The organism is Candidatus Pantoea multigeneris, from assembly GCF_011752615.1.
GTDB lineage: Bacteria > Pseudomonadota > Gammaproteobacteria > Enterobacterales > Enterobacteriaceae > Pantoea > Pantoea multigeneris.
In genome coordinates this window covers 484535-509137 of sequence record NZ_VWXF01000002.1, presented here as the reverse complement: position 1 = coordinate 509137, position 24603 = coordinate 484535, and the positions used below count along the sequence as shown (strand labels likewise).

20 protein-coding genes and 1 pseudogene are annotated in these 24603 nt (G+C 51.9%); 12 read left to right on the top strand and 9 right to left on the bottom strand.

The window, feature by feature from the left end:
- Positions 1 to 131: 131 nt before the first annotated feature.
- Positions 132 to 278: pseudogene (locus F3J40_RS07770) on the top strand (transcriptional regulator); the annotation flags it as partial.
- On the opposite strand, the gene F3J40_RS07765 reads toward F3J40_RS07770, so the two are convergent.
- Both F3J40_RS07765 and F3J40_RS07760 read right to left on the bottom strand, forming a co-directional pair.
- Positions 274 to 690, bottom strand: coding sequence for a helix-turn-helix domain-containing protein (locus F3J40_RS07765; RefSeq protein ID WP_167013825.1), 417 nt, complete (start codon positions 688 to 690; stop codon positions 274 to 276). The pseudogene F3J40_RS07770 and the gene F3J40_RS07765 sit on opposite strands and share 5 nt — an antisense overlap.
- Positions 690 to 797: a type II toxin-antitoxin system HigB family toxin gene (locus F3J40_RS07760; protein WP_167013450.1), complete on the bottom strand. Its 108-nt coding sequence runs from the start codon at positions 795 to 797 to the stop codon at positions 690 to 692. The genes F3J40_RS07765 and F3J40_RS07760 overlap by 1 nt, the downstream gene beginning before the upstream one ends.
- A 299-nt stretch (positions 798 to 1096) precedes the next feature.
- On the opposite strand from F3J40_RS07760, the gene F3J40_RS07755 reads away from it, so the two are divergent.
- From F3J40_RS07755 to F3J40_RS07735, 5 genes are all read left to right on the top strand, one after another.
- The gene (locus tag F3J40_RS07755) at positions 1097 to 2233 is read left to right on the top strand and encodes an efflux RND transporter periplasmic adaptor subunit (protein WP_167013448.1); all 1137 of its coding nucleotides are present in this window, start codon (positions 1097 to 1099) and stop codon (positions 2231 to 2233) included.
- A gap of 11 nt (positions 2234 to 2244) precedes the next feature.
- Positions 2245 to 5382 carry an efflux RND transporter permease subunit gene (locus F3J40_RS07750; protein ID WP_167013446.1) on the top strand — a complete coding sequence of 1046 codons (3138 nt, stop codon included), beginning with the start codon at positions 2245 to 2247 and terminating at the stop codon, positions 5380 to 5382.
- Positions 5375 to 6787, top strand: a complete 1413-nt coding sequence (locus tag F3J40_RS07745) for an efflux transporter outer membrane subunit (protein WP_167013444.1) — start codon at positions 5375 to 5377, stop codon at positions 6785 to 6787. The genes F3J40_RS07750 and F3J40_RS07745 overlap by 8 nt, the downstream gene beginning before the upstream one ends.
- Before the next feature lie 36 nt (positions 6788 to 6823).
- Positions 6824 to 7420, top strand: coding sequence for a TetR/AcrR family transcriptional regulator (locus F3J40_RS07740; protein WP_167013442.1), 597 nt, complete (start codon positions 6824 to 6826; stop codon positions 7418 to 7420).
- Positions 7421 to 7535: 115 nt separating this feature from the next.
- A complete protein-coding gene (locus F3J40_RS07735; protein ID WP_167013440.1) occupies positions 7536 to 8462 on the top strand; it encodes an alpha/beta hydrolase in 927 nt (308 codons plus the stop codon).
- Between the two features lie 51 nt (positions 8463 to 8513).
- Here F3J40_RS07735 and F3J40_RS07730 read toward each other — a convergent pair whose 3' ends face one another.
- Positions 8514 to 9401 (bottom strand): dihydrodipicolinate synthase family protein, encoded by an 888-nt coding sequence (locus tag F3J40_RS07730; RefSeq protein WP_167013438.1) that lies wholly within the window; start codon positions 9399 to 9401, stop codon positions 8514 to 8516.
- A 33-nt stretch (positions 9402 to 9434) separates the two neighbouring features.
- Positions 9435 to 10157, bottom strand: coding sequence for a GntR family transcriptional regulator (locus F3J40_RS07725; RefSeq protein ID WP_167013436.1), 723 nt, complete (start codon positions 10155 to 10157; stop codon positions 9435 to 9437).
- Between the two features lie 711 nt (positions 10158 to 10868).
- Here F3J40_RS07725 and F3J40_RS07720 point away from each other — a divergent pair.
- Complete coding sequence (locus F3J40_RS07720; protein WP_167013434.1) at positions 10869 to 13220, top strand: membrane-bound PQQ-dependent dehydrogenase, glucose/quinate/shikimate family; 2352 nt, start codon at positions 10869 to 10871, stop codon at positions 13218 to 13220.
- Positions 13221 to 13266: 46 nt separating this feature from the next.
- Here F3J40_RS07720 and F3J40_RS07715 read toward each other — a convergent pair whose 3' ends face one another.
- The gene (locus F3J40_RS07715; protein ID WP_167013432.1) at positions 13267 to 13842 is read right to left on the bottom strand and encodes a PIN domain-containing protein; all 576 of its coding nucleotides are present in this window, start codon (positions 13840 to 13842) and stop codon (positions 13267 to 13269) included.
- On the bottom strand, positions 13842 to 14303 hold the full coding sequence (locus F3J40_RS07710) for a helix-turn-helix domain-containing protein (protein WP_167013430.1): 462 nt from the start codon (positions 14301 to 14303) through the stop codon (positions 13842 to 13844). The genes F3J40_RS07715 and F3J40_RS07710 overlap by 1 nt, the downstream gene beginning before the upstream one ends.
- A gap of 543 nt (positions 14304 to 14846) precedes the next feature.
- Between F3J40_RS07710 and F3J40_RS07705 the strand changes: the two genes are divergently transcribed.
- Positions 14847 to 15875, top strand: a complete 1029-nt coding sequence (locus F3J40_RS07705; RefSeq protein WP_167013428.1) for a tyrosine-type recombinase/integrase — start codon at positions 14847 to 14849, stop codon at positions 15873 to 15875.
- 154 nt (positions 15876 to 16029) lie between these two features.
- Here F3J40_RS07705 and F3J40_RS07700 read toward each other — a convergent pair whose 3' ends face one another.
- Positions 16030 to 16779, bottom strand: a complete 750-nt coding sequence (locus F3J40_RS07700) for an SDR family NAD(P)-dependent oxidoreductase (protein WP_167013426.1) — start codon at positions 16777 to 16779, stop codon at positions 16030 to 16032.
- Between the two features lie 384 nt (positions 16780 to 17163).
- On the opposite strand from F3J40_RS07700, the gene F3J40_RS07695 reads away from it, so the two are divergent.
- Positions 17164 to 18600: an NAD(P)/FAD-dependent oxidoreductase gene (locus F3J40_RS07695; RefSeq protein ID WP_205297245.1), complete on the top strand. Its 1437-nt coding sequence runs from the start codon at positions 17164 to 17166 to the stop codon at positions 18598 to 18600.
- Between the two features lie 44 nt (positions 18601 to 18644).
- Here F3J40_RS07695 and F3J40_RS07690 read toward each other — a convergent pair whose 3' ends face one another.
- Positions 18645 to 19868 carry an oxalate decarboxylase family bicupin gene (locus F3J40_RS07690; RefSeq protein ID WP_167013424.1) on the bottom strand — a complete coding sequence of 408 codons (1224 nt, stop codon included), beginning with the start codon at positions 19866 to 19868 and terminating at the stop codon, positions 18645 to 18647.
- 761 nt (positions 19869 to 20629) lie between these two features.
- Between F3J40_RS07690 and ilvB the strand changes: the two genes are divergently transcribed.
- From ilvB to F3J40_RS07675, 3 genes are all read left to right on the top strand, one after another.
- Positions 20630 to 22294: an acetolactate synthase large subunit gene (gene ilvB, locus F3J40_RS07685; protein WP_167013422.1), complete on the top strand. Its 1665-nt coding sequence runs from the start codon at positions 20630 to 20632 to the stop codon at positions 22292 to 22294.
- 3 nt (positions 22295 to 22297) lie between these two features.
- Positions 22298 to 22594, top strand: a complete 297-nt coding sequence (locus F3J40_RS07680) for an ACT domain-containing protein (RefSeq protein ID WP_167013420.1) — start codon at positions 22298 to 22300, stop codon at positions 22592 to 22594.
- Between the two features lie 175 nt (positions 22595 to 22769).
- Positions 22770 to 23246, top strand: coding sequence for a helix-turn-helix transcriptional regulator (locus F3J40_RS07675; RefSeq protein ID WP_167013418.1), 477 nt, complete (start codon positions 22770 to 22772; stop codon positions 23244 to 23246).
- 109 nt (positions 23247 to 23355) lie between these two features.
- Here F3J40_RS07675 and F3J40_RS07670 read toward each other — a convergent pair whose 3' ends face one another.
- Positions 23356 to 24276 carry a DMT family transporter gene (locus F3J40_RS07670; RefSeq protein ID WP_167013416.1) on the bottom strand — a complete coding sequence of 307 codons (921 nt, stop codon included), beginning with the start codon at positions 24274 to 24276 and terminating at the stop codon, positions 23356 to 23358.
- Positions 24277 to 24603 lie beyond the last annotated feature (327 nt).

The following is a 24603-nucleotide window of genomic DNA, read 5'->3' as shown; positions in this document are numbered from 1 at the left end:
CCAAGGCAGAGGGGCTTGATAGCTCCTCTGCGGGAAAGACTCTGCTTATCTTGTGACAATATTTAAGAGCAATAGGATTCACATCGCCGATGATGAATTCTCGGTGCCTCTGAATAACCTGGAGGAAAACAATGAGAAATCTTGATGAAGCCATTGCGGCACGGTCTCCGGAAAGCCAGGGCCGTATCCGTGAAATGGCCGACGAAATGATCCTGGAAACGGGGCTACCGATGATGCGTGAACTCCAGTTATCGCAGAAGAGTGTTGCTGAGGCTATGTCTTGCAATAGCATGCTACCGCGTGTTCTTCTTCAAGACGCGGTTTCGGCTCAGCAACCAGTGAAGCTAAAGGGATGTGGAACATAGAATGAAGTTTGCGGATCATTGGCAATGTTAATTGGCGTTTATAATTAAGCACTTCATATACACGATTGGTTCTTCCAATGGCTGGCACCAAATCAGCAGGTTTGAGTCCTTGCTGATCCATACGGAATTTTATCGCTTCAACGGGATCTGGGGCTTCGATTGGATAATGCTCTTGCTCATATTTTTCTATCAGCAGAATCATGACTTCCAGGAAGTTACCCGCTTCAGATCCAATCTCTGGTTCGTTGTCAAAGAGAGGGGAAACCGCAGCCAGTGCGGCTTTGTAATCGTCTTCATTTCTGATCGGTTTGATTTCATATTTCATCATAATTCCACCGTACTTGCGTCTATCTTGTCGTATTCAGCATGCGTTCCGACAAACTTTACGTACACCGCCTGGAATCGGTACGCGACTGTAACTATCAGCCTCATGCTATCCCTCTTGCATTTCTAAACTGGAGTCATTACACCAGTCCCATTATGGGACTTCAAGGTTGTTGTTCGGCATACGTGTTCTATCAAAAATACGTATTTCCCCGATGCCAGCACTGACCGCCTAACCCTACGCTCTTATTCCTTCACTGCTCCCAAACTGTCCACTTCGGCCACGCGCTCCCGCGCCTGTTGCCCCGAAACGTAAATTTTTCATTAAAGCGTTGATCTTTTCGCCGCAATAAACGAGATTACACATTCTCAAAAAATGAGAATAAACGATCTCAAAAAGGCGTTCCATGAAAACCCAGATATCTCTGTTATGCGCATGCTTATTGCTTGCTGCCTGTGATGGCAAACCGGATCAGGCGAACACTCAACAACCGCCCACCAGGGTTGACGTTGTCACGTTAAAATCTCAGCCGATTACCCTGTCAATGAATTTGCCGGGACGCACCACGGCTATCCGTACCGCAGAAGTCCGCCCGCAGGTGAGTGGGATCATTGAGAAACGGCTGTTCACCGAAGGATCGGAAGTCCATGCGGGCCAGCAGCTCTACCAGATTGACGCTTCAACCTATGAAGCCAGTTGGGAGAAGGCGCATGCACAGCGGGTTAACGCGGAATTTGTGCTCAATCGCTATAAGACCTTGCTGCAATCGAACGCTGTCAGCAAACAAACCTATGACGCGGCAGTCTCCGATTTTGCACAAGCCAAAGCTGACGAAAAAACCGCCCAGGTCAATCTCGACTACACCAAAGTCAAGGCACCCATCAGCGGGCGTATTGGACGCTCATCGGTGACCGAAGGGGCGTTGGTGACAGACGGGCAAAGCACGTCGCTGGCGACTATCACGCAAATGAACCCGATTTATGTCGATGTCAGCCAGTCCTCCAGCGACTTACTCAAACTGCGCCGGGCGGTAGAGAGCGGGCAGGTTAAGGCGGTGAACTCACATCAGGCGGCGGTGAAACTGACGCTTGAAGATGGCACGACCTATGCACAGGAAGGCCGCCTTGAGTTTGCTGAAGTGCAAGTGGATGAAGGCACGGGCAGCGTGACGCTGCGTGCCCAGTTCCCCAATGATCAGGGCGTACTGTTGCCGGGCATGTTTGTTCACAGCAGCATTGAGCAGGGTGTGCAGGAGAATGGCCTGATGGTGCCACAGGCGGCCGTCATGCATAACAGCCAGGGCAATCCTTACGTGTATGTGGTGGGGGCGGATAACAAAATCCAGGAGGCCGATATTCAGACCGGCCAGATGCAGCACGGATTGTGGCAGGTGAATGCCGGGCTGAGCGAGAACCAGCGCGTGGTGGTGTCCGGATTGCAGTTTGTGCATAACGACCAGCAGGTTGATCCGGTGGAACAGCACAACAGCCCGCCTGCGACCACCCGCGCCAAACTCTCGATGACTGACGCGTCAGCGCAATAACAGGAGCCGCTATGTCTGAGTTTTTTATTAAGCGCCCTGTGTTTGCCTGGGTGATCGCGATCCTGATTATGGTGGCCGGTATCATGGCCATCTCTGGATTATCCATTAACCAGTATCCCAACATTGCGCCACCGGCGATCTCCGTCACCATCACCTATCCGGGTGCCAGTGCAGAAACTGTACAGGAAACCGCCGTTCAGGTGGTGGAACAGCAGCTGACGGGGATTGATAACCTGCGGTATCTGGAGTCGAACAGCAACAGTGACGGCAGTGCCACCATTATTGCCACCTTTGAACAGGGCACCGATCCCGATATCGCCCAGGTTCAGGTGCAGAACAAAGTCTCGGTAGCCGAGACCTCGCTGCCAGACGAAGTCACCCAGCAAGGGATCACGGTCGCGAAATACCAGTCCAACTTTATGATGGTATTAGGCCTGGTGTCGAAAGATGGCAAGCTGTCTGATGCTGACCTTGGCGATATTCTGGTCTCAAAACTGGAAGATCCGGTAGCCCGCACCAAAGGGGTGGGTGACTTCATGGTGATGGGATCTGAGTACGCGATGCGTATCTGGATGGACCCGGCCAAACTGTTTAAGTACGGTCTGATGCCGAGTGATATCAGCACCGCAATCACCAACCAAAATACCCAGGTCTCGTCCGGTAAAGTGGGCGGCTTACCCGCAGCCCCCGGCACCCAAATCAGTGCTTCGGTGGTGGGCAAAACCCGCTTTACCAACGCCGAACAGTTCCGCAACGTCTTATTGAAGGTGAATCAGGACGGTTCACAGGTGCGCCTGAAAGATGTGGCCACCGTGGCCCTTGGTCCGGAGGATTACAGCATCTCCTCCACCTTCAACAATAAAGCCTCAACCGGGATTGCGCTGCGCCTGGCAACCGGTGCCAACATTCTTGAGACGGTGCAGGCCGTTCGCGCCACGGTCGATCGCCTGAAAGGTTCACTGCCTGCCGATGTAGAAGTGATCCTCCCTTACGACACCTCGCCGGTGGTCAGTGCGTCTATTCATGAGGTGGTGAAAACGCTGATTGAAGCGATTGCCCTGGTATTCCTGGTGATGTTGCTGTTCCTGCAAAACCTGCGCGCTACGCTGATCACCACCATGGTGGTTCCGGTCGTGCTGCTGGGCACCTTTGGCGTGCTGTATGCCTGCGGTTACACCATCAACACCCTGACGATGTTCGGTATGGTACTCGCCATCGGCTTGCTGGTGGATGATGCCATCGTGGTGGTGGAGAACGTGGAAAGGGTGATGGAAGAGGAGGGCCTGTCACCGAAAGAGGCCACCATTAAGTCGATGCGGCAGGTACAAAGCGCGCTGTTTGGTATCGCGATGGTGCTGTCTGCGGTGCTCTTGCCGATGGCCTTCTTCAGTGGTTCTACCGGCATTATTTACCGCCAGTTCTCCATCACCATTGTTTCGGCGATGGCGTTGTCGGTGCTGGTGGCGCTGATATTTACCCCGGCACTCTGTGCCACCTTCTTAAAACACGTGGATCACGAGAAGAAACAGCGCGGTTTCTCTGGCTGGTTCAACCGCAATTTCGATCGCGGTGCCACCCGTTATACCGCCAGCGTCGGCCATATTATCCGCAAACGCACGCTGTTCGTGGTGCTGTATCTCGGCATTGTTGCGGCAACCGGTTATCTGTTTGTCAAACTGCCCAGTACCTTCCTGCCCGATGAAGATCAGGCGGTGATGATGGTGCAGGCCACGCTGCCACAAAATGCGTCTGCGGAAAGAACACAGCAGGTGATTCAGTCAATCACCAACTACTTTCTGCAAGATGAAAAAACCGTGGTGGATTCCGTTTTTGCCGCCAATGGCTTTAGCTTTGCCGGACGCGGACAAAACAGCGCCATCGCCTTTGTGCGTTTAAAAGACTGGGCGCAGCGTCCCAATGCGGACCAGAAAGTACAGGCGCTGGCTAACCGGACCATGGCGCACTTCTCACAGCTTAAAGATGCCAGCGTCATTGCCATGGTGCCACCTGCGGTCATGGAGTTGGGTAACAGCAGCGGCTTTGATATGTACCTGGAAGATGAAAATAACCAGGGACATGTGGCCTTGATGCAGGCGATGGATAAGTTCCTTGCCCTGGCGGCGCAAGACAAACGGCTGTCGATGGTCCGTCACAACGGTATGGCCGATGAGGCGGAATATCATCTCAATATTGATGAAGAGAAAGCGAATGCGCTGGGTGTGAGCAGTGCGGATATCAATACCACTTTGTCAGACGCGTGGGGATCGAGCTACATCAACCAGTTCCTCTACAACGGGCGAGTCAAAGATGTTTACCTGCAAGGCAAAGCCACTGCCCGCAATACGCCGCAGGATCTGAGCCAGTGGTATGTCAAAAACAACCTGAACGAGATGGTGCCATTCTCCTCCTTTGGCAGTGGCGAATGGTCTTATGGCTCACCGCGCTATGAACGTTTTAACGGCGTGGCAGCGGTAAATATTCAGGGTTCACCGGGCAACGGTTACAGCAGCGGTGATGCGGTAAAAGCCGTAGAAGAGATCGCGAAACAGTTGCCAGCAGGCTACAAAATCGCGTGGCACGGGCTGTCGTATGAAGAGCAGACCTCGGGTTCACAGACCACCATGCTGTATGGCCTCTCTGTCCTCGTGGTGTTCCTGTGCCTGGCGGCCTTGTATGAGAGCTGGTCGGTGCCGTTTGCCGTGATGCTGGTGGTGCCGCTGGGTGTGCTGGGAACGGTAAGCGCAGTGATGTTGCGCGGGTTGCAGAATGATGTGTTCTTCCAGGTCGGTTTGCTGACCACGGTGGGACTGGCAGCGAAAAACGCCATCTTGATTGTCGAGTTTGCGAAGGAGATCCATGAGCGTGACGGCAAAAATGTGGTGGATGCGGCGATTGAAGCGGCAAAACTGCGTATCCGCCCGATCATTATGACGTCGATGGCGTTCATTCTTGGGGTCTTCCCGCTGACCATCTCCAGCGGCGCGGGTGCAGGTAGCCAGCACTCTATTGGTACGGCGGTTATTGGCGGCATGATCTCAGCCACCTTCCTCGCCATTTTCTTTGTTCCTCTGTTTTATGTTCTGGTGATGAAAATCGCCCAGCGTTTAAGCAATAAGAAGGCGGTTAAAGAGGTGAAATCCCATGGTTAATCTACAACCACTCAAACATGGCTTGTTACCGGCGTTGATCGCCATGACGCTCAGCGGCTGTAACTTGCAGCCGCATTACACCCGGCCCGCTTTGCCGGTGGCGAATCAATGGAACGATACGGCAGCGGCCGGCCAGTTAACGGCGGCAGACACGCCGTGGGGTGATTTCTTTACCGACCCGACGTTGAAACAGCTGATTGCCAGCGCCCTGAAAAATAACCGCGATCTCAAAGTCGCGGCATTAAATGTTGAAGCAGCCCAGGCGCAGCTGGGGATCACCAAAGCCGCCTTGATGCCGTCGGTGAATGCCAGCCTGAGTAAAACCGCTACGCATCTGCCGGGTAACCTCTACTCGACAGCCACCTCAGGCCCGGTGACTTACCAGCAATATGAGGGCAACCTGGCGGTGAGTTCCTGGGAGATGGACTTTTTTGGCCGGTTACGTAGCCTGCGTGACCAGGCGCTGGAAAGCTATCTGGCGGATCAGTCGACCCAACAGGCGACGCAACTGTCGCTGGTGGCTGAAGTGGCGCAGGCGTATATCACGCTGTGCGCAGACAGCGACCTGCAAAAACTGGCGGTGGCCACGGCTGCCAGTCAGAACCAGTCTCTGTTGCTGACGCAAGCGAAACTGGCCGCCGGCACTGTGACCGAACAGGATGTCCTGCAGGCAAAAACCACGGTGAAAAGTGCGGAGGCGGATGTGGCTAAATATGCCCGTGAACGCCAGCAGGCAGTGAATGCGTTGCAGCTTCTGCTCGGAGCGCCAGTGCCAGCCGGGGTGGCTGAACAGGCTTCGCTGCACAAGACGTGGGTCTTCCCGACGCTAAAAGCCGATCTGCCTTCACAGGTTCTGACCCGCCGTCCCGATATTATGGCGGCGGAGCATAAACTCAAAGCCGCCAATGCCAATATCGGCGCGGCACGGGCGGCGTTCTTCCCCAGCATCAGTTTGACGGCGTCTGGAGGGAGCGCGTCAGCGGGGCTGAACAACCTGTTTGATGCCGGAACGGCGGCCTGGAGTTTTGCTCCCAGCATCAGCTTGCCCATTTTTGACGGTGGGAAAAACCGGGCCAGCTTAAATGCGGCAAAAGTGTCGCAGCGCATTGAAGTCGCTGACTATGAAAAAGCGATCCAGCAGGCGTTCAAGGAGGTGTCGGATGCGCTAACCGGGGTCAATACTTACCAGCAGGAGGTCCAGGCCCGGCAGGAAGAGCAAGACACCAGTGATAAATACTACCAGCTGGCGAAAGTACGCTACGATAGCGGTGCCGATGACTATTTGAATTTACTGACCGCACAGCGGTCACGCTATTCGGCACAGCAGGAGTATATCAGCACGCTCTCAGACTCTCTGGCGCAAAAAGTGACCTTATATAAGGTGCTCGGCGGAGGCTGGAAGTAACATCCATACTGGGGCGTGTCAGCATTAGGAGCAATCGTGAAACCTGGAAAAGTTGAGCAAAAAAGACTGGCGCGCCGCAGTGAAATTATTCTGGCGGCGAGGGCCTGTTTTGAAGAGAAAGGTCTGCATGGCACCACCATGGCCTTTGTGGCGGAGCGTGCAGGCCTGAGCGTGGGGCAGCTCTATCGCATCTTCGAGAGTAAGGAAGAGATCATTGAGGTGATTGTGGCAGAAATCATCAGCGCGCGGGTTGAAACCATGATCGCCTATAATAACGATCTCAACCAGGATCTTAACCTCAAGGCCAGACTGTTGGCCGGTGCGCAGAGCAGACCGGACGGTGATAAACGTGATGATTATCTGCTGATGGAGGTGACGGCAGAATCAACGCGCAATCCCCGGCTACTGGAGATTTTAAAACGCGCCGATGAACGTCTGAAAGTCGAAGGCAGCAAAATCATCCGCGATAACCATCCAGAATTTGATGAAGCACAGATCAATGTGATCTCTGAGTTTGTGGCAACCCTGACGGAAGGCTCGCTCTATCGTCAGGGCATACAACGTGACTTCGTATATAAAGAAGAGATGAGCTCTTTTTATAAGAAGATTTTCGAGTTCATCTTTGTCAAATAATCATCAGGCCATTCATTTTATGCTGAAATATTAACGTAAGCCTTACCGTTTGCCACCAGAGAGCAGTAACACCAAAGGATATGATGTTAGCTAAGCTGAAATTTTAAGGAAAAAGATGAAAAACCGTATTTTTGCTTTAGGTGTGGTCCTGAGCCTGTCGGTTGCGACGGCGGCCTGTGCGATGATGCCTGACGCGATGCCACACGGCGGCCCCACGATCAAAGAGAAGCAGCTAAAGCCAGCATTCGCGGATGTTGCCTATAGCGATAAGTCAAAAACGCAAAAGCTGGACGTCTATCTGCCAACCGGACATACCGCACCGTATCCCGTAGTGATTTACGCGCATCCCGGTGGATTTAAATTCGGGGATAAGACGATGGCACCTTACAGTATCGTGCATGCCATCCTCGATAAGGGTTATGCCTTTGTCAGCGTTGACTATCGGCTATCAGGTGAAAGTCACTATCCTGCGGCCGTGCAGGATTTCTTTACCGCGACGGAATTTGTGCAGTCTCATGCCAGTGAATACCATCTGAATAGTGGGAAAATCTACTATTACGGCGAGTCTGCTGGAGCCAATATCGTTGCGCTGGCGGGGCTGGCGGCGGATAACCCCGTGTTCAATCAGGAGAAGCTGCATCCGGCAACTTTTATTAAGCCAGCAGGTGTGATTTCACTCTACCCGCCGGTGGATTTCGCCAGAATCGTCGAATTCACCCAAGCTCAAGGGTGTTCTGGCGGGATGCACTTCCCGGGCCTGAACTTTGAAGAGCAGTATCTGGGAGGAAAACTGGCCGATAACGTGGACAAAATTCACGCTGCTAACCCGGTTACCTACGTGAAAGCGGGAGCGCCAGCCTTCTTTATTGAGAACGGCAGCAATGATTGCAACGTAGGCTCAGAGCAATCAAAGCTGTTGGTTAATGCCCTCACCAAAGCCGGGGTTCCGGTGTTCTACCATGAGTTTCCAGGCGCAGGGCACGGCGGCCCTGAATTTGAAACTCAAGAGAACGTCAAGAAACTGACGGACTTCCTGAAGTAATCTGCTTTCTTACCGCCTGGCAATCGCTGCCAGGTGGGTTCATCTGTTGACTCACCGTTTTTCGTAAGCCTGCAACGGCTCAAGCGCGGCTTGCAGGATCGCCAGCTTATGCTGCGGGAGACGTGCGAGGGGTTTGCGCGGCTGACCGGCACCATAGCCCAGGATTTCTGCCGCCGCATACACGCTCTGTACATAGTCTCCTTGCCAGATCAGTGACATGGCGGGGGCAATGAACTGCCAGATTTCCTGCACGGCAGACCAGTTGCCTGCTTGCGCCTGGCGAGCGATTTCTACTGCGGCGCGAGGAGCGAAATTCGCCCCTCCCCAAATCAGACCACTGGCACCGGCAAACAGAGCATAAGGCACCAGCGCATCCGCGCCATTCATCACCGGCAATCCTGTACGGATCAGCGCCTCTTGCTGTGCGAGGTCGCCAGAGCTGTCTTTAACCGCGATAAATTCAGGCATTTCACACAGCTTACGCAATAAGTCCGGCGTAATGGCGACACCTACGGCCTGGGGTACGTTGTAGCCAATGATCGGCAATCCGCCACTCGCAATCTCCTGATAGAAGTCGATGATCCCTTCATCATCGGTTGGTCCTTCAAAGAAGGGCGGTAAGACCATCACGCCATCAGCGCCACAATCACGGGCGAAGCGCACGCGGTTTAACACGTCTTCGGTTAACAGCGCAGAGGCCTGCACGATGATTTTTGCCCGACCATTGATAACCTTCGCCCCGCGCGCAATCACAGACTGAGATTCTTTCTCGGTCAGATAGACATGCATACCGGTGCCAGAACTCAGGACAAAGCTGCTTACGCCTGCGGCCAGGTATTGCTCCAGCAGGGTTTCCAGCCGGTCTAAGTCTGGTTTGCCCTGATGATCAAACGGGGTGGTGATGGCAAGATTGACGCCGGAGAACAAAAATCTACTCATGATCGCTTCCTCGCAAGGGTATCGATGCGATGTCTACATGCTTTCAGGCACTTCCATGCCTTCAGGCGTCACGTACATCGCCATATTTTTCCGCCCCAGATCCAGGTGCTCACGCACAAGGATGCCTGCGGCATCGCTGTCACGGCGCTCAATCGCAGCGATGATGTCATCGTGTTGCTGAGCCGCCTGTTCCAGTTCCTGCTCCATCCGGGCGTTAACCGGTTGGTAAAACGTTTTGCCCAGTCTGGCGTGATCCAGTTGTAAACGGCGCAGACTGGGCAGCAGATACGGGTTGTGTGCCATCAGTCCAATGGTGTGATGGAACTGATCGTTGGCGAACACACTGTCAATCACATCCCGGCTGGCGATTGCCGCGCGAAAACGCAGTTGAATACGTTTTAGTTCTTCGATCTCCCCGGCGCTGGCATTCTCAGCGGCCAACCGGGTGGTGGTGACATACAGTGCAGGCGCAGCCAGGTAAAAATTGCGCAATGACTGATAACTCATCCCAGAGACACGGGCCGAACGATTGGCTTCCAGTTCGATGTACCCCTCTGCAGCCAGTTGGCGCATCATTTCCCGCACCGGGGGGCGTGACAGCCCAAATTCTTCCGCCAAAATCACTTCATCCAGCACCGCGCCGGGTTTTAACTCCATGGTGGTGATGCGGTAACGTAACGCCTCACCCAATGTCTGTTTACGGTCGCGACCGGCAGGCAGTTCCTGCGGGTCATAAGGGTGTTTCAATGTCGGCATAACGGCCTCCAGGGTTAAGTCTTCAATTTGTAGACAATGCCACTGTAGCAGAATTCACGCCGTTTTCGCCCACCCTTATTCATTACGGATGTTGCATTGCAGACCTCAAAATTACGTGTCTACAACTTGTCTATTGTTGGTGAATGTTATAGATCTGTTTTAGACAATTTGTATATTGTTATTTTTGCTTTTTTCTCTTTATGCGGTTTTATCTTTATAAATCAGAGGGTAATTACTACATCGGATTTTCCCGGTGACAGGCTTAGGCCTTCAGACGCGCGGAGGTAGTGCATGCAATCAACAACCGTAGATGTGTTAGCCGTGCAGGATGTAGCCAGGCCAGATTTCAACATTGCTTTTGTTCTGCACCAACAGTCCCTGAAAATCCCCATTAAAATCATGACTATTTTTACATACAGACATTTTTTGCCAACGTTGGCAGCATCTGGTAACATCTGCGTCGATTCACAAAAATAGAACAAATCAGCAGTATGTGACGATTTTTCTTAACGTATGTGAAGAGGCGAAAGGCTGCTCAGGCGGCAGGATGATGCGTGGTTTTTAAAAAAAGCAGGAGGTGGAAATAAACGGAGATCGTGCCTCAACGGGTATTTAAATTATAACGATAAACATCTCAATATTATGTAGAGCAGCGTCAGTTCATTTGACTTTCCTGAAAAGGAATTTTATCTCATTGGAAAATATCTCAACATGAATAACGTCAGACATCTTGCGGTTACTGTTATTGGTATCGTCCTGTTGCTGCTGGGCCTGGTCCTTGCAGCGGGTGGCGTATATCTGGTGGTATTAGGGGGTTCCTGGTTCTATCTGTTTGCTGGATTGATCATGGGAGCCTGTGGTTTTGGCGTATTCCAGCGTAAACGCTGGGCACTCTTTGGTGCCTGGGCACTGCTGGCGATCAGCCTGATTTGGGCGTTCAGCGAAGTTGGAACGGATTTCTGGCAGCTGGTGCCACGTACCATCACGTTTATCGTGGTCACCTTACTGGTGACGCTGTGTGCGCCTACGCTGTTAAATGCAGAGAACAAGCCGGTATTGAGCTGTAAAAAGTCGGGATTGTTGTCTCTGGCTCTGGTGGCTAGCCTGGTGGCGATTTTCACCAGCATGTTTAGCGTGCATCCCGAAGTGGAAGCCAGCGGAGAAAAGTTGCCGGTGCTGAATGATAGCGCAGCGGAAAGTTCGGGCAACGACTGGGCCGCCTTTGGACGGAATAGCAGCGGCCAGCGTTTTGCACAATTTACCCAGATCAACACGCAAAATGTGAAAGATCTGAAAGTCGCCTGGACTTACCATACCGGCGATTTGGCGATTAACGGTGCCGAATATCAGGTGACGCCGTTGAAAGTCGGCAACACCATGTACCTGTGTACGCCGTTGAATAAAGTGATTGCGCTTGATCCCGTCAGCGGTAAAGAGAAATGGCGTTTTGATCCAAAAATTGAAGAGACGTCAGGCAACAAAAACTGGAAACGCTGTCGTGGCGTGGCCTATACCGAGTTGAGCCCTGCGGAACAGAACAAAAACCCGCGCATCATCAGTACCACCGTTGATGGTCGTCTGTTCTCACTGGATGCTGAGACCGGCAAGCTGGACGAGAACTTCGGCGATCGTGGATTTATCAATCTTCTGGCAGGTTTAGGCGCAACCGCGCACGGCTCTTATTACCTGACGTCTGCGCCACTGGCGGCGGATGGTGTGGTGATGGTGGGCGGTAAGCTGAACGATAACCTGACCACCGGCGAAGCTTCCGGAGTGGTGCGTGGTTTTGATGCCAGCACCGGGAAACTGCTGTGGGCCTGGGATGCTTCCCGTGGTGCCAAAGACAGCACGCCGCTGCCAGAGGGCGAAATCTATCCGATTGAGACGCCAAACTTCTGGGGGACGGCGGCGTATGACGCAAAAACCGGTGTGGCTTATTTCCCAACCGGCAACCAGACACCGGACTTCTGGACTGGAAACCGTCATCCGTATTCTGATGAATACAATGATGCGATTGTCGCGGTTGAGTTGAAAACCGGCAAAGAACTGTGGCATTTCCGAACCGCCAATCAGGATCAGTTTGACTACGACGTTTCATCACAGCCGATTTTGTATGATATGCCAGCCAAAGATGGCAGCGTCACACCGGTTCTGATCCAGCTCACCAAACGCGGCCAGATTTTCGTGCTCGATCGCCGTACCGGTAAGCCGGTGATCCCGGTGGAGTATCGTCCAGTCTCCACCGACGCGATGCCAGGTATGAAGGTCTCACCTACGCAGCCTTACTCTGCCATCTCCGTGGGTGCCACGGCGTTGAAAGAGTCTGATATGTGGGGTGCGTCGATCTTCGATCAGCTGTACTGCCGCATTCAGTTTAAAGATATGCGTTGGGAAGGCGAGTTCACGCCATTGTCCGATAAAAAGCGCACGCTGATTTATCCGGGCTACTACGGTGGCTTTAACTGGGGTGGCGGTGCGATCGATGTCGCTACCGGTACGCTGATCGTGAATGACATTCGTATGGCGCAGTGGGGCAAATTCATTAAACGTGAAGACGCTGCACGGATTGGCATGAAACCGAGTACCGAAGGCGAATATTCTGAGCAGCTGGGGACACCATGGGGCGTAGAGCGCTCAATGTTTATGTCACCTTTGGGTGTGCCATGCTTCAAACCGCCATTCGGTTCAATGACTGCCATCGATCTGGCAACCGGGAAAACCCGCTGGCAGGTACCGATGGGCACCATTAAAGATGCACCGATCCACGGTGTAGCGCCGGGACTGGATATTCCACTGGGTATGCCAACCATGGGTGGCCCACTGGTGACCAAAGGCGGACTGACCTTCTTCCACGGCACGCTGGATTACTACCTGCGCGCACTGGATAACAACACCGGTAAAGAGTTGTGGCGCGGCCGCTTACCTGTGGGTGGGCAGGGTGCTCCGATGACCTATATTGGTGAAGATGGTAAGCAGTACGTTGTTGTGGTGGCAGGGGGTGCAACCCGCACCGGCACCAATGATAATCGCGGCGATGACGTTATTGCTTATGCTTTACCTTAATCTCTAGCCGCAAGGGTCAGCGTGAAGTTTGCGCTGGCCTGTTTTTTTAAAGCATATATTTATACTTCTCTAGCGCTTTTACCGTCATCGGCAACCCTTGTCGTAGTAGGGCATCCAGATATTCGTCCACACTTTTAGGTGGTTTTCTCATACTTGAACGCTGATCGGACACTGCCTGAAGTGCCAGCCCATGATTGAGATCGAACAGGTCAAAAATAAACTCATCAGGATGAAGGGCTTCAGGCCCCAGCTCAGCCATTGTTTCAGCGGGAAAATCTTTTAAATTAAATGTCACTACCAACTCTGCATTACATCTGACAGCCGCAGCAACCACATGGCGGTCATCTGGGTCGGGTAGGATGATGCTCTCAATCAGCCTTTCATATCCGGTGACCATCGCATCGGGCAGGGCGATATTCATTAACTGATCTGTCCGCTGGACCTGATCGAGTGTCAGATCATGACGATCCTCAAGCAAATTCCTTTGCCATTCATCGCGAATATGCGCACTCCATTTGGGTTGATAAAGGCCTTTTAATCCTAACCTTATCAACAGGTCTCGCAGTAATGACGGGTAAAGTACACATGCATCAAGCACGACAGGATAGGGCGAATGATTCATTAATAAAATCCCATGTCCTGGCTAAGGTCGGAGAGATCTTGCATCGCTTTCTGACTCTGTTGATCCCGCTGCTCTTTGTATTTCATCAGGTCAGCAAAAAATACCCGGCGGTGGCGACCGGTTTTATGGAATTTCAGCTCCCCCTCTTCGAGAAGTTTTACCAGATGTGGGCGCGAAACATTGAGAATATTAGCGGCTTCTTGTGTCGTCAATTCTGCGTGAATAGGGACAACTTGTACTGCGTTGCCTTCAGCCACTTCACCCAGAATGGTCATCAGCATCATAAGCGCTGACGTAGGTAGCTCGATCTGATGACTGACATTTTCAGCATCCTGAATAGATATCGTCTGTGTTTCAAGGCGGGTTGAGAGATAAGTTGCCAGTTCTCTTTGCCCACGGACTGCCGCTTCGATTTCCTTGGGGGCCGGGAGGCTCAGACTATCGGGGAGGGTATTTTTCATCAGGTTTCTCGGAGACGTTAAGTAAACACACCGGTCAGTTGCGCGTAGTGAAAGCGCACGAACGGCGTTAAATTGGCATACCCGAATTTTATACGAAATAAACGAAACCCTCAACAAACGAAATAAACGAAAGACGCTACTGGAGAGCGCTGGATGCCCAGGCCAAAAGCGCAGTCTCTGAGCTTGATTGGCATTCAACGTTTATACCACTCTTTATCAATAATGTTTCCAGAAAATAGCCAATTACTGCGCGATCGGCAGATTGATCACCGCTTTTGGCAACTAAACTGATATAATTATACTTATATTAGTTTAGTAAAGCCTGGTATGATGCCGTTATCACCGCGATCTACGGTGGATCGGCTGGTTTTGGCGATTTTTCGTGGCTCATGTTCTGCGAGCCCGTATACCGGCTTTAAAGCGGCGATCCCAGCGGGCTAAAATTAGGCGTCGCTACGTGAAATCTGACGGGTAGTCACCCTGATCCGTTTGCAGAATTCACGTAGCGCGATCAAAACTTGAAATGGATATTTATTCAGCAAAATGACCAAAATTAGCGCGGGTGGCAGCCTGTTATCCCTCTCCGTCCCGTCGCGGGATATTTCAGAAAAACTGGCCGCCTTTGTGCGGGATAAAGATGCATTTTCACCTAACACCTGGCGGCAGCTACTCAGCGTAATGCGGATCTGCTGGCGATGGGCGGAAGCCAACGGTCGCCAGTTTTTGCCCATGAGCGCGGACGACCTACGAGACTATCTCACTCATTTGCAGGCCACGGGCAGGGCATCATCAACGATTAACTCCCATGCGGCGCTGATCTCAATGTTACACCGTAACGCCGGACTGGTGCCCCCCAATGTCTCACCGGACATTTCTCGTACCATGAAGAAGATCAACCGTACCGCCGTGGTCGCCGGTGAACGTACCGGACAGGCCGTGCCGTTTTGCCGGGGCGATCTGAAGAAGCTGGATCAGGCCTGGCGGGCGTCTCCGCGTTTGCAACACCTGCGTGATTTGGCATTTATGCATGTGGCGTACAGTACGTTGTTGCGTATGAGTGAGCTGTCACGCCTGCGGGTCGGGGATATTGGCCGCGCTGCGGATGGACGAATTATCCTCGATGTCGCCTGGACAAAAACGATTGTGCAGTCCTGTGGGATCGTGAAAGCGTTAAGCGCGCAGTCCAGTCAACGCCTGACCGACTGGATCAACGCGGCCGGGTTGGCGGGAGAGCCAGATGCGATTATTTTCTGCCCGGTACATCGTTCAAATCAGGCCCGGTTTACCACCGATCCCATGAGTGCACCCTGCCTGGAAGAGATTTTTATTCGTGCGCGAGGCGCTGCAGGGGTACCCGATCGTAAAAAAACCAATAAAGGCCGCTATGCCGGTTGGAGTGGTCACAGTGCGCGTGTCGGTGCCGCACAAGACATGGCGCGCAAGGGTTACTCCGTTGCGCAAATTATGCAGGAAGGCACCTGGACCAAAACCGAAACCGTAATGCGCTATATTCGCGTGGTGGAAGCACATAAAGGTGCGATGGTCGACTTAATGGAAGAAGACAGTGATTAAATACCTTCATCGTTGTGAAAAAATAGCGATGATGTTATTTTTTCGAGGATTTTTTGGTTTATTTTATCGTTTTAATTTCAGGTTTTTAATAAATTAACCCTGCGGGAAAGGGTTATTTGCCGCAGGGGAATTGTTTCAGGATTAATAACCGTGACTAAATCTGTGCCAAACCACCATCAACATAAAACTCAGAGGCGTTAATAAAGGCTGCGGCATCAGAAGCGAGGAAGGCAACCATTTTACCCACCTCTTCAGGCTCACCTAATCGACCTAACGGCACGCCTACTGCCAGGGTATCAAACAGTCCCTGACGGTACTCTTCGGGCACCAGGCCGCCAAGACCCGGCGTACGAATCGGACCTGGGCTCACCACGTTAACGCGAACCCCACGGTCTTTCAAATCCAGTGCCCAGGAGCGGGCAAAGTTACGCACTGCGGCTTTGCTGGCGCTGTAAACACTGAAGCTGGCCGTGCCTTTCACCGCTGCTGTTGAACCGGTGAGAATTACCGAGGCACCTTCGCTCAGCAACGGCAGGGATTTTTGCACGGTGAACAATAAACCGCGTACGTTAGTACCAAAAATGCGGTCAAAATGTTCTTCAGTAATCTCGGCCAGCGACATCATATCGCCGCCTCCGGCATTGGCGAACAGAATATCCAGTTTTCCCGATTCGCTGGCAATTTTCGCAAAGACTTTATCCAGGTCTGCCAATATTGCTGCATCAGCCTGGATACCCACCGCCGAATGACCAATCGCTGCGACTGCGGCATCCAGTTCTTCCTGGCGACGCCCGGTAATATAGACTTTTGCACCCTGTTCTGCTAATTCCTGGGCAGATGCCAAACCAATACCTGAACTGCCACCGGTCACTAAAGCAACTTTATTAATGAGAGTCTGGTTCATGATGTTATTCCTTATTTCAAGTGAAGTTAACAGCGTTATTAAGTGGCTGTGTTATTGCGTTGAAAGAAGCATAGCGCCAGGCGTGAATTTTCAAAATAGAATGATTTGCAATCTATCATTGCAAAAATGAAACGATGGTCGTACACCGCGAGAGGCGGACTGAGATCACAGTGGACATTCAGGTATATGCACATTAAGTGTCAGGATATTAAATGATGTAACAATCTTGACATGATTTCACAAACTGACATACTTGCCCGCAACATGTATACGCACAGTATACATGATGAATATTGTGGGTATAAAAGTGTGCCAGCAAAGGCGCAATTTTTATGTCTAGCTGTTTATCTTTACCTCGGTCCCTAACCAGGGAGGAAAGCATTCATGGGTATTTCCCGAAGAAAACTGTTGGTTGGCACCGGTATTGGTGCAGGTGTGGTGGCGGTGGGAGGAAGTGCCTCTCTCTTAACGGATAATCTGCCAAAAGATCCTTCAACACTGCTGCGTATCGATGCATTGCCCTCGGACGATCCAATGCCAGGCTGGTTCCATACCAGCCAAAAGCGCATTCCAAAACCTGCCCTGGTGGGTGATGCGAAAGCCCCTTGGGTGGTGATTGGTGGTGGCTTTGCCGGACTGGCGGCTGCACGCCGCCTGGCACTGAATTTCCCGGATGACCAGGTGATTCTGGTTGAAGCACAACAGGTCGGTTTTGGCACTTCAGGCCGTAATGCTGGCTTCCTGATTGATGTGCCGCACGATATCAGTGCGCCAGATTACATCGGTGATAAAACTACGGCCCGCAGTATCCTCAACCTCAACCAAACCGGTCAGCGCATCCTGAAAGATCTGGTGGAAGAGCACAATATTACCGATGCGCATATGCGTCATTCCGGTAAATATCAGGCGGCCGTGGAAGATAGCGGGATTGCGGTACTTAATGCCTATCGTGGTGGTCTGGAAGCGCTGGGTGAGAAATGCAAGCTGATTGAAGGTAGCGAGCTGAAAGATATCTTCGGCACCTCCTTCTATCGCAAAGCGTTGTATACGCCGGGCACCATTCTGGTTCAGCCTTCCGGTCTGGTGAAAGGCCTGGCAGATACGTTGCCAGAAAACGTGACGCTGTATGAAGATACGGTCATCACCGCCATTGAGTATGAGCCAGAGATCGTGCTGCACCACGCAACGGGCCGAATCCATGCGGACAAACTGATTCTGGCAAACAACGCCTTTGGTACGCATTTTGGCTTTGGCCCACGTACCATCTTCCCGATCTTCACTTACGGCAGCCTGACACGCCCACTGACCAAGTCTGAACAGGACAGCATTGGTGGACAGGACTTCTGGGGGATTATCCCGGCCGATCCATTTGGCACGACATCGCGCCGCACGCACGATAACCGTATTTTGATCCGTAACAGCTTCAGCTTTAATGCAGACGGTCGTCACAAACCAGGTTATACCGAGAAGTATCGTCATACGCATCGCCAGTCATTCGAGCGCCGTTATCCGACACTGAAAGACGTGCCGTTCGAACACACCTGGGGCGGTGGTTTGGGGATGACACGCAACGGTTCAAGCCTGTGGGGTGAGCTGCGTAAAAATGTCTATGGTGCGCTGGGTTGTAATGGCCTTGGCACCGTGCGTTGTACCGCAATGGGCACCATGCTGGCTGACTGGCTGGCCGGGAAAAACAACGACACCATCGAGTATCTGCTGTCGTTGCCGAAGCCTGAATGGAATCCACCCGATCCATTCCTGACCATGGGGGTTAACTTCACCCTGCGCCGTGGCATGCATAACGCAGGACTGGAAGCCTAATACCGCTGACCCACAGCCCCGCGCACTGGCGGGGCTGAAATCACCTATTTCACCACCGGATTTTTCTCCAGCGACAGCGCCTGCATAAAGGCATCATCCAGCTTGAGATGCTGCTTCACTAACGCGGGCGGGGTATTGGCCAGCCACTGATTCAGTGAGATATCGGCATAGTAATCACTTTTAAACAGCTCAAGGAAGCGCAACGGCCCTTTGCCGGTGTTCTCGATATAGTGGCCCATGGCAAACGGCACATAGCCCACATCTCCCGCGCGATAATCAAAGGTGCGAGCCTGTCCCGAGGACGCAAATACCCCCATGCGACCTTCGCCTTCTAAATAGTACTGCCACTCGTCATTGTTCGGGTGCCAGTGCAGCTCACGCAATCCTCCCGGTTCAATCTCTACCAGCGCCGCCGCGATGGTTTTAGAAATCTGGAACGTTGAGGAGTCGGTGATGCGCACGGTGCCACCGGTTGCCTTGATCGGGTCTTGTGCCAGCATGCGGTGCGTGAATTGCAGCGTCGATTTCTTCGCGCCGGAAATACTGTCAGAAGCTAAGCTGCCCGGTACTTGCCCGGCAAAAATGTATTCATCAGAAGGGGAGGGAAGGTTGGAAAATGTGGACACGGGCAGCGAAAAGTTTTTTGCCAGCACTTCTGGCGGAATGTGCTTAAACCAGTCAGAGAGCAAGAAGGTACTGTCTTCGTCGAAGTTACCATCATCAAAGGCCAGCAGAAACTCACAGCCATCCGGCCCCAGTCCCTGAATTGAGTGGGGAATGCCGGGCGGAAAATACCATAAATCACCCACGCCGATGTCATCCACAAACCATCTGCCTTCGGTATCAAATGCGGTGACGCGCGCATTGCCGTAAGTCATATAGGCCCATTCCCCCTCTTTATGCCAGTGCAGCTCGCGAATGCCCCCTGCATCCAGGCGCATATCAACACCGGCAATGGTGGTGGAGATCGCCAATTCACGCTCTGTCACCTGTCGCGTCCAGCCACCGCTGCCTTTGCGTACATGGGCATCGCTGAAAGAGTATCTGAGATTCGGCAGTGTACCGCTGTCTGTGGCGGGTGGGTTCACAATATCCGGGTTTTCCGCCTCTCTGGTGGGATCGTGCGGACCGGGGTCTCTGCCGCCAGAGACTGAACCCGCGGGGAAGGTGGTCACAGAATTATCATGCGCGTGTACCTGACCAGCGGCGAGCGCCACCGTACCGCCTGCGGCAAAGGCCATAAAGCTTCTGCGAGTCAGTTTGTTCATCGGGCTATTCCTTATTTTATAAGTAGTTACAGGGTAAGTGTCCTCGGACATAACAAGGTATAGCCGTTCTCAATGCGCACGATGTTGCGACTTTGTAACATCTGTGTCTTTCTCATCCGGTGAGATCTGGCACGGCAGGTCGCATAATTTGCGGGTTATTGACGCGAGGTTGATAAAGGCCTGTTTAAACCAAGGGTATTAACGGGAAACATCGTCGCTCATGGTGTTTCATTAATTTTTGTTAACAGTATTTTGCTGGTTGGGAGTGAAATAAATGCGGGTTAAAATTTACACATTGTTTCTGATTGATGGCTTTTACAACGAAATGCGATGGTAAAAGACAAGATAATCCATTAATTTTCATTTTTATCAATGTGTTGTGATGTTTGTTGTTCATGCTGCAAGCTGTCACATTACACCGGTAAAAAATACTGGTGAGATCATACCCAACCAGTGGCTGCGCGTTTTACTGATTAAGTTTATGGATGCTTATATAAGATTTAACGGTATTACTATAACGCCATGTCATTTTTGCGCGATAAAGAGGCTTTCCAAGCTGGAAAAGTGGTGTTAAGTTAAAAGCACATTAACAAAGGGTCTTACCTCTAAAAATGAACCGTTTCCTTACTGCTGTGCAGATCAACGTCGTCACCGTGCTAGTCGTGGTGATTATGCCTGCGCCGTAGGGAAAGAATTATTAAACCCGCCGGTGCAACTCTGGCGGGTAACCCGCCCAGCATCGGCCTTGTTAAAGGTCACCTATGCAATTTACTGGCGCTGAACTTACCGTTCACATCCTCGAACAACATGGCATAAGCATTGTTGCCGGTATTCCCGGCGGTGCAGCATTGCCGTTATATGACGCCTTCGCCCGCAGTAAAACTATCCGCCACGTGCTGGCAAGGCATGAGCAGGGCGCAGGATTTATCGCCCAGGGCATGGCGAGGGCCAGCGGAAAACCCGGCGTTTGTCTGGCTTCCAGCGGTCCCGGTGCCACCAACCTCATCACGGCAATTGCCGACGCCAAGCTCGATTCCATCCCCCTCATTTGTATTACCGCCCAAGTCTCCACCGCCATGATCGGCACCGATGCTTTCCAGGAAGTGGATACCTACGGCATCTCCATTCCGGTGACCAAACATAACTTCCTCGTGCGCAATATCGCCGACCTGCCACATGTGATGTCAGAAGCGTTCCGAATCGCCACCAGCGGCAGACCGGGTCCAGTGTGGGTGGATATCCCCAAAGATGTGCAGTTGGCGAAGATTGAGCTGGATGCGCCCTACCAGCCGGTTGCGATCTCCCCGGAGCCTGAAATTCCACAGACGACGGTAGCGGCCGCGCTGGAGATGCTGGCGCAGTCAACGGCACCCATCCTCTATTTTGGCGGTGGCATCATTACCGGAGAGGCCTCTGAACTGGCGGTGCGTTTTGCTGAAAAAGCCGATGCGCCAGTGGTCACGACCCTGATGGGCCTGGGCACTATTCCTACCGATCACCCGCTGTATCTCGGGATGCTGGGGATGCACGGCACCCGTGCCACCAACTACGTCATGGAAAAAGCGGATCTGCTGTTCGTGATGGGGGCGCGTTTCGATGACCGCGCGATCGGTAAGGCTTCCGAGTTCTGCCCGAACGCCAAAGTCGTGCATATCGATATTGATAATGCGGAACTGGGCAAAATCCGCCGACCTGAGCTGGAAATTCAGGGCGATGTGAAAACCTTCCTGACCAGCCTTAACGCCCAGATCGCGCAGGCATCCCGCCAGGAGTGGAACACCTACGTTAATCATATGAAGCAGGAATTCCCGCTGCAGACACCGGATATCGACGATCCCCTCAGCCATTACGGTTTGATTCGTGCCTGCGCACAAGTGGCCAGCGGCGAGGTCCACGTGGTGACGGATGTAGGCCAGCATCAGATGTGGGTCGCCCAGTCTTATCCGCTGGATACGCCGCGTCAGCTGCTCACTTCCGGTGGTCTGGGCACGATGGGCTTTGGTTTGCCAGCGGCGATTGGCGCAGCGCTTCAGAAACCCGACGCGACCATTCTGTGCTTCACCGGTGACGGCAGCATCATGATGAACATTCAGGAACTGGCCACGGCGGTGGAAGAAAAAACCAACCTCAAAGTCATTCTGATGAACAACAATGCGCTTGGTCTGGTGCACCAGCAGCAGGAGCTGTTCTATGGCAAAAACCTGTTCGCTTCCGGTTACCGCCATGAAGTGGATTTCCTGAAAATTGCTGAAGGGTTTGGTTTCCACACGGTGGATCTCAACACCCAGGCGGACCCGGTGAAAGCCCTGGAAGATGCCATTCAAACGCCTGGGCCGGCATTTATCCATGCCCGTATTGATGTGAACGAGAAAGTTTATCCTATGGTCGCGCCAGGCGCTGCCAACACAGACATGATTGGAGGTTAAGGAATGCAACCAGGAAATTTCGAAACGCTGCGTCTGCAGGTTCATAACCATCCCGGTACGATGTCGCATATCTGTGGCCTGTTTTCACGCCGTGCCTTCAACCTTGAAGGCATCGTGTGTGTGCCAGCGGAAGACAACCGCACCAGTACCATCCTTTTGCAGGTCAGAGAGAGTGGCGATCTGGAGCAAATCATCCGGCAGCTCAGCAAACTGGAAGATGTGATCCGTGTTGAGACCTGCAACAAGCTACAAAGCGTATTTAATACGTTGACGCACGCGTCTCTGGATACCGCCGAGTGAGTCATATTGCAGCGGGCATAAGCCCGCTGTTATCTGACAATATAAATATTAAGATTTAATATGATTAGATTTCTAATATTCTAATTTATATATATCGTCTTTTCATTGATAAAAAACTTTAAAACCATTTTTGTTCTGGTAGTATCCCCGCTATGTTATTTCCCGGACAAATGTAATGTTTGACGAACACCCCGATGTTAACGCCTGCAGTTTGATAAACCATGTAATTAAAGAGATGACCGGATGGATAAATCATAACTATACGGATGACATCAATGTTGTATCAGTAACGCAACGCAGTGGTTACAGCCATTGGTATTTTCAGAAGAAATTTCAGGAAGTGGTCGGCATAACGCTGGCACAGTACATCAGGCATGTGAGAGTACAGAAGTCTATTCAACAAATCATACTGACCGACATGAAAATCATGGATATTGCGCTCAGTAATGGTTTCAACAATCAGCAGGTTTTCACCCGTATTTTCAAAAAAACGGTGAAATTCACCCCCGGCCAAATCAGAAGACGTTTTCATGGTAAACCAGAGTGGTGCGACTATTTTAATCGTGTGCTGCTCAATGATTCAGAGAATAGTCCATCACTTAAAAAAGCGGTTGGCGAACTTCTGCAAAATCCAGGTGCCGCACCTGTTTAAATAACATTTAAATAACAATCTAAATTGTCGTCACCTTTAATAAGGTGGATACCGCACGCTGCCTGATTGCCATCGCCCGAATAAAACATTCGGGCATGACAATCCATCGCTATCCTTCCCACTCCGTTTCGGCGTTACTGGATTTACGGTAGCGCTGAGTAAAGGTCTTTAAAACACCCGGTATGCACATGCCCAGCAAAATCAGCCCACCACCGAGGATGACGTTGGCAGAGAGCGTTTCACGCAGTAGCCAGAGGGCAAACAAGGCGGAAAAAACCGGCTCCAAATTATAAATCAGGATGGCGCGTGTCGGCGTGGTATGTCGTTGATAGTGGGTCTGAACCCAGAAAGCAATGACAGTGGAAAAGAGTGCCGTTACCCCCAGGGCGATGATGAGTTTCCCACTCCAGGCATGTGGCATGACCTCCCCACCGCTGATGGCTTGCAGTCCGATAAACATCACTGCCATGGTCGCGATTTGCAAAAAGGTCAGCGTCATCGTGTCATGACGGGCACAAAAGCGATCGAGCGCTAAAATATGCACCGCAGTAAACAGTGACCCGATCACCACTAAGCCATCGCCCAAATGGAGTTGCAAGCCATGGATATCCGCCATCAAATACAAACCCGCGACGCCAAACAGTGTCGCCAGCATCGCTTCACATGAGGGCCGTTTACCGCCTAATGGGCCGGTAAGTAGCAGAACCCAAATAACACTTAGTCCCGCGAGGAAGCCGGTATTTGACGCGGTTGTCCGTTGCAGTCCATAAATCAGGAAGATAAACGAACCCCCGAGCAGCAAACCCAACAACACGCCTGCCAACAGCGTTTGCGGTGGTATTTTACTCAGCTTTTTCAGGCTAAACGGCAGCATCAAGAGTGCGGAAAGCAGAAAGCGCAGCCCCAGTACCATCATGACGGGATAATCATTCACCACTATTTTCATTACCGGGAAACCAATGCCCCAGCCCGCCGCGACGCAAAACAGCAGCAACTCAGCGACCCCGCGTTTTGTCAAAACCGGCTTCATGTCAGTCCCCGAAGAGACAGTCCCTGACTGTTAGCAAGAAACCTGACAAGATGATTAATATTTTTTATTCCTGTAATGACGTTTGTTCTCGATGACATGGTACTTCCTTGTTGCCTGAACAGAGAGCGTGGCATTACTCTTGCTCAGTAATTGTTTATTAAGAAAAGGGAAAACATCAAAAATAATCTCCAGACGTGATGAGGGTTAAATCCCTTTCCCTGTCGGTGATGAGTCTGTTTTGACCAGAAAAAGATAAATAAACTTCATGTTTTATGTCAAGATTAGCCCGTTAAAACCGCCGTTTCACGCGTTAAGATCCATCGCTCA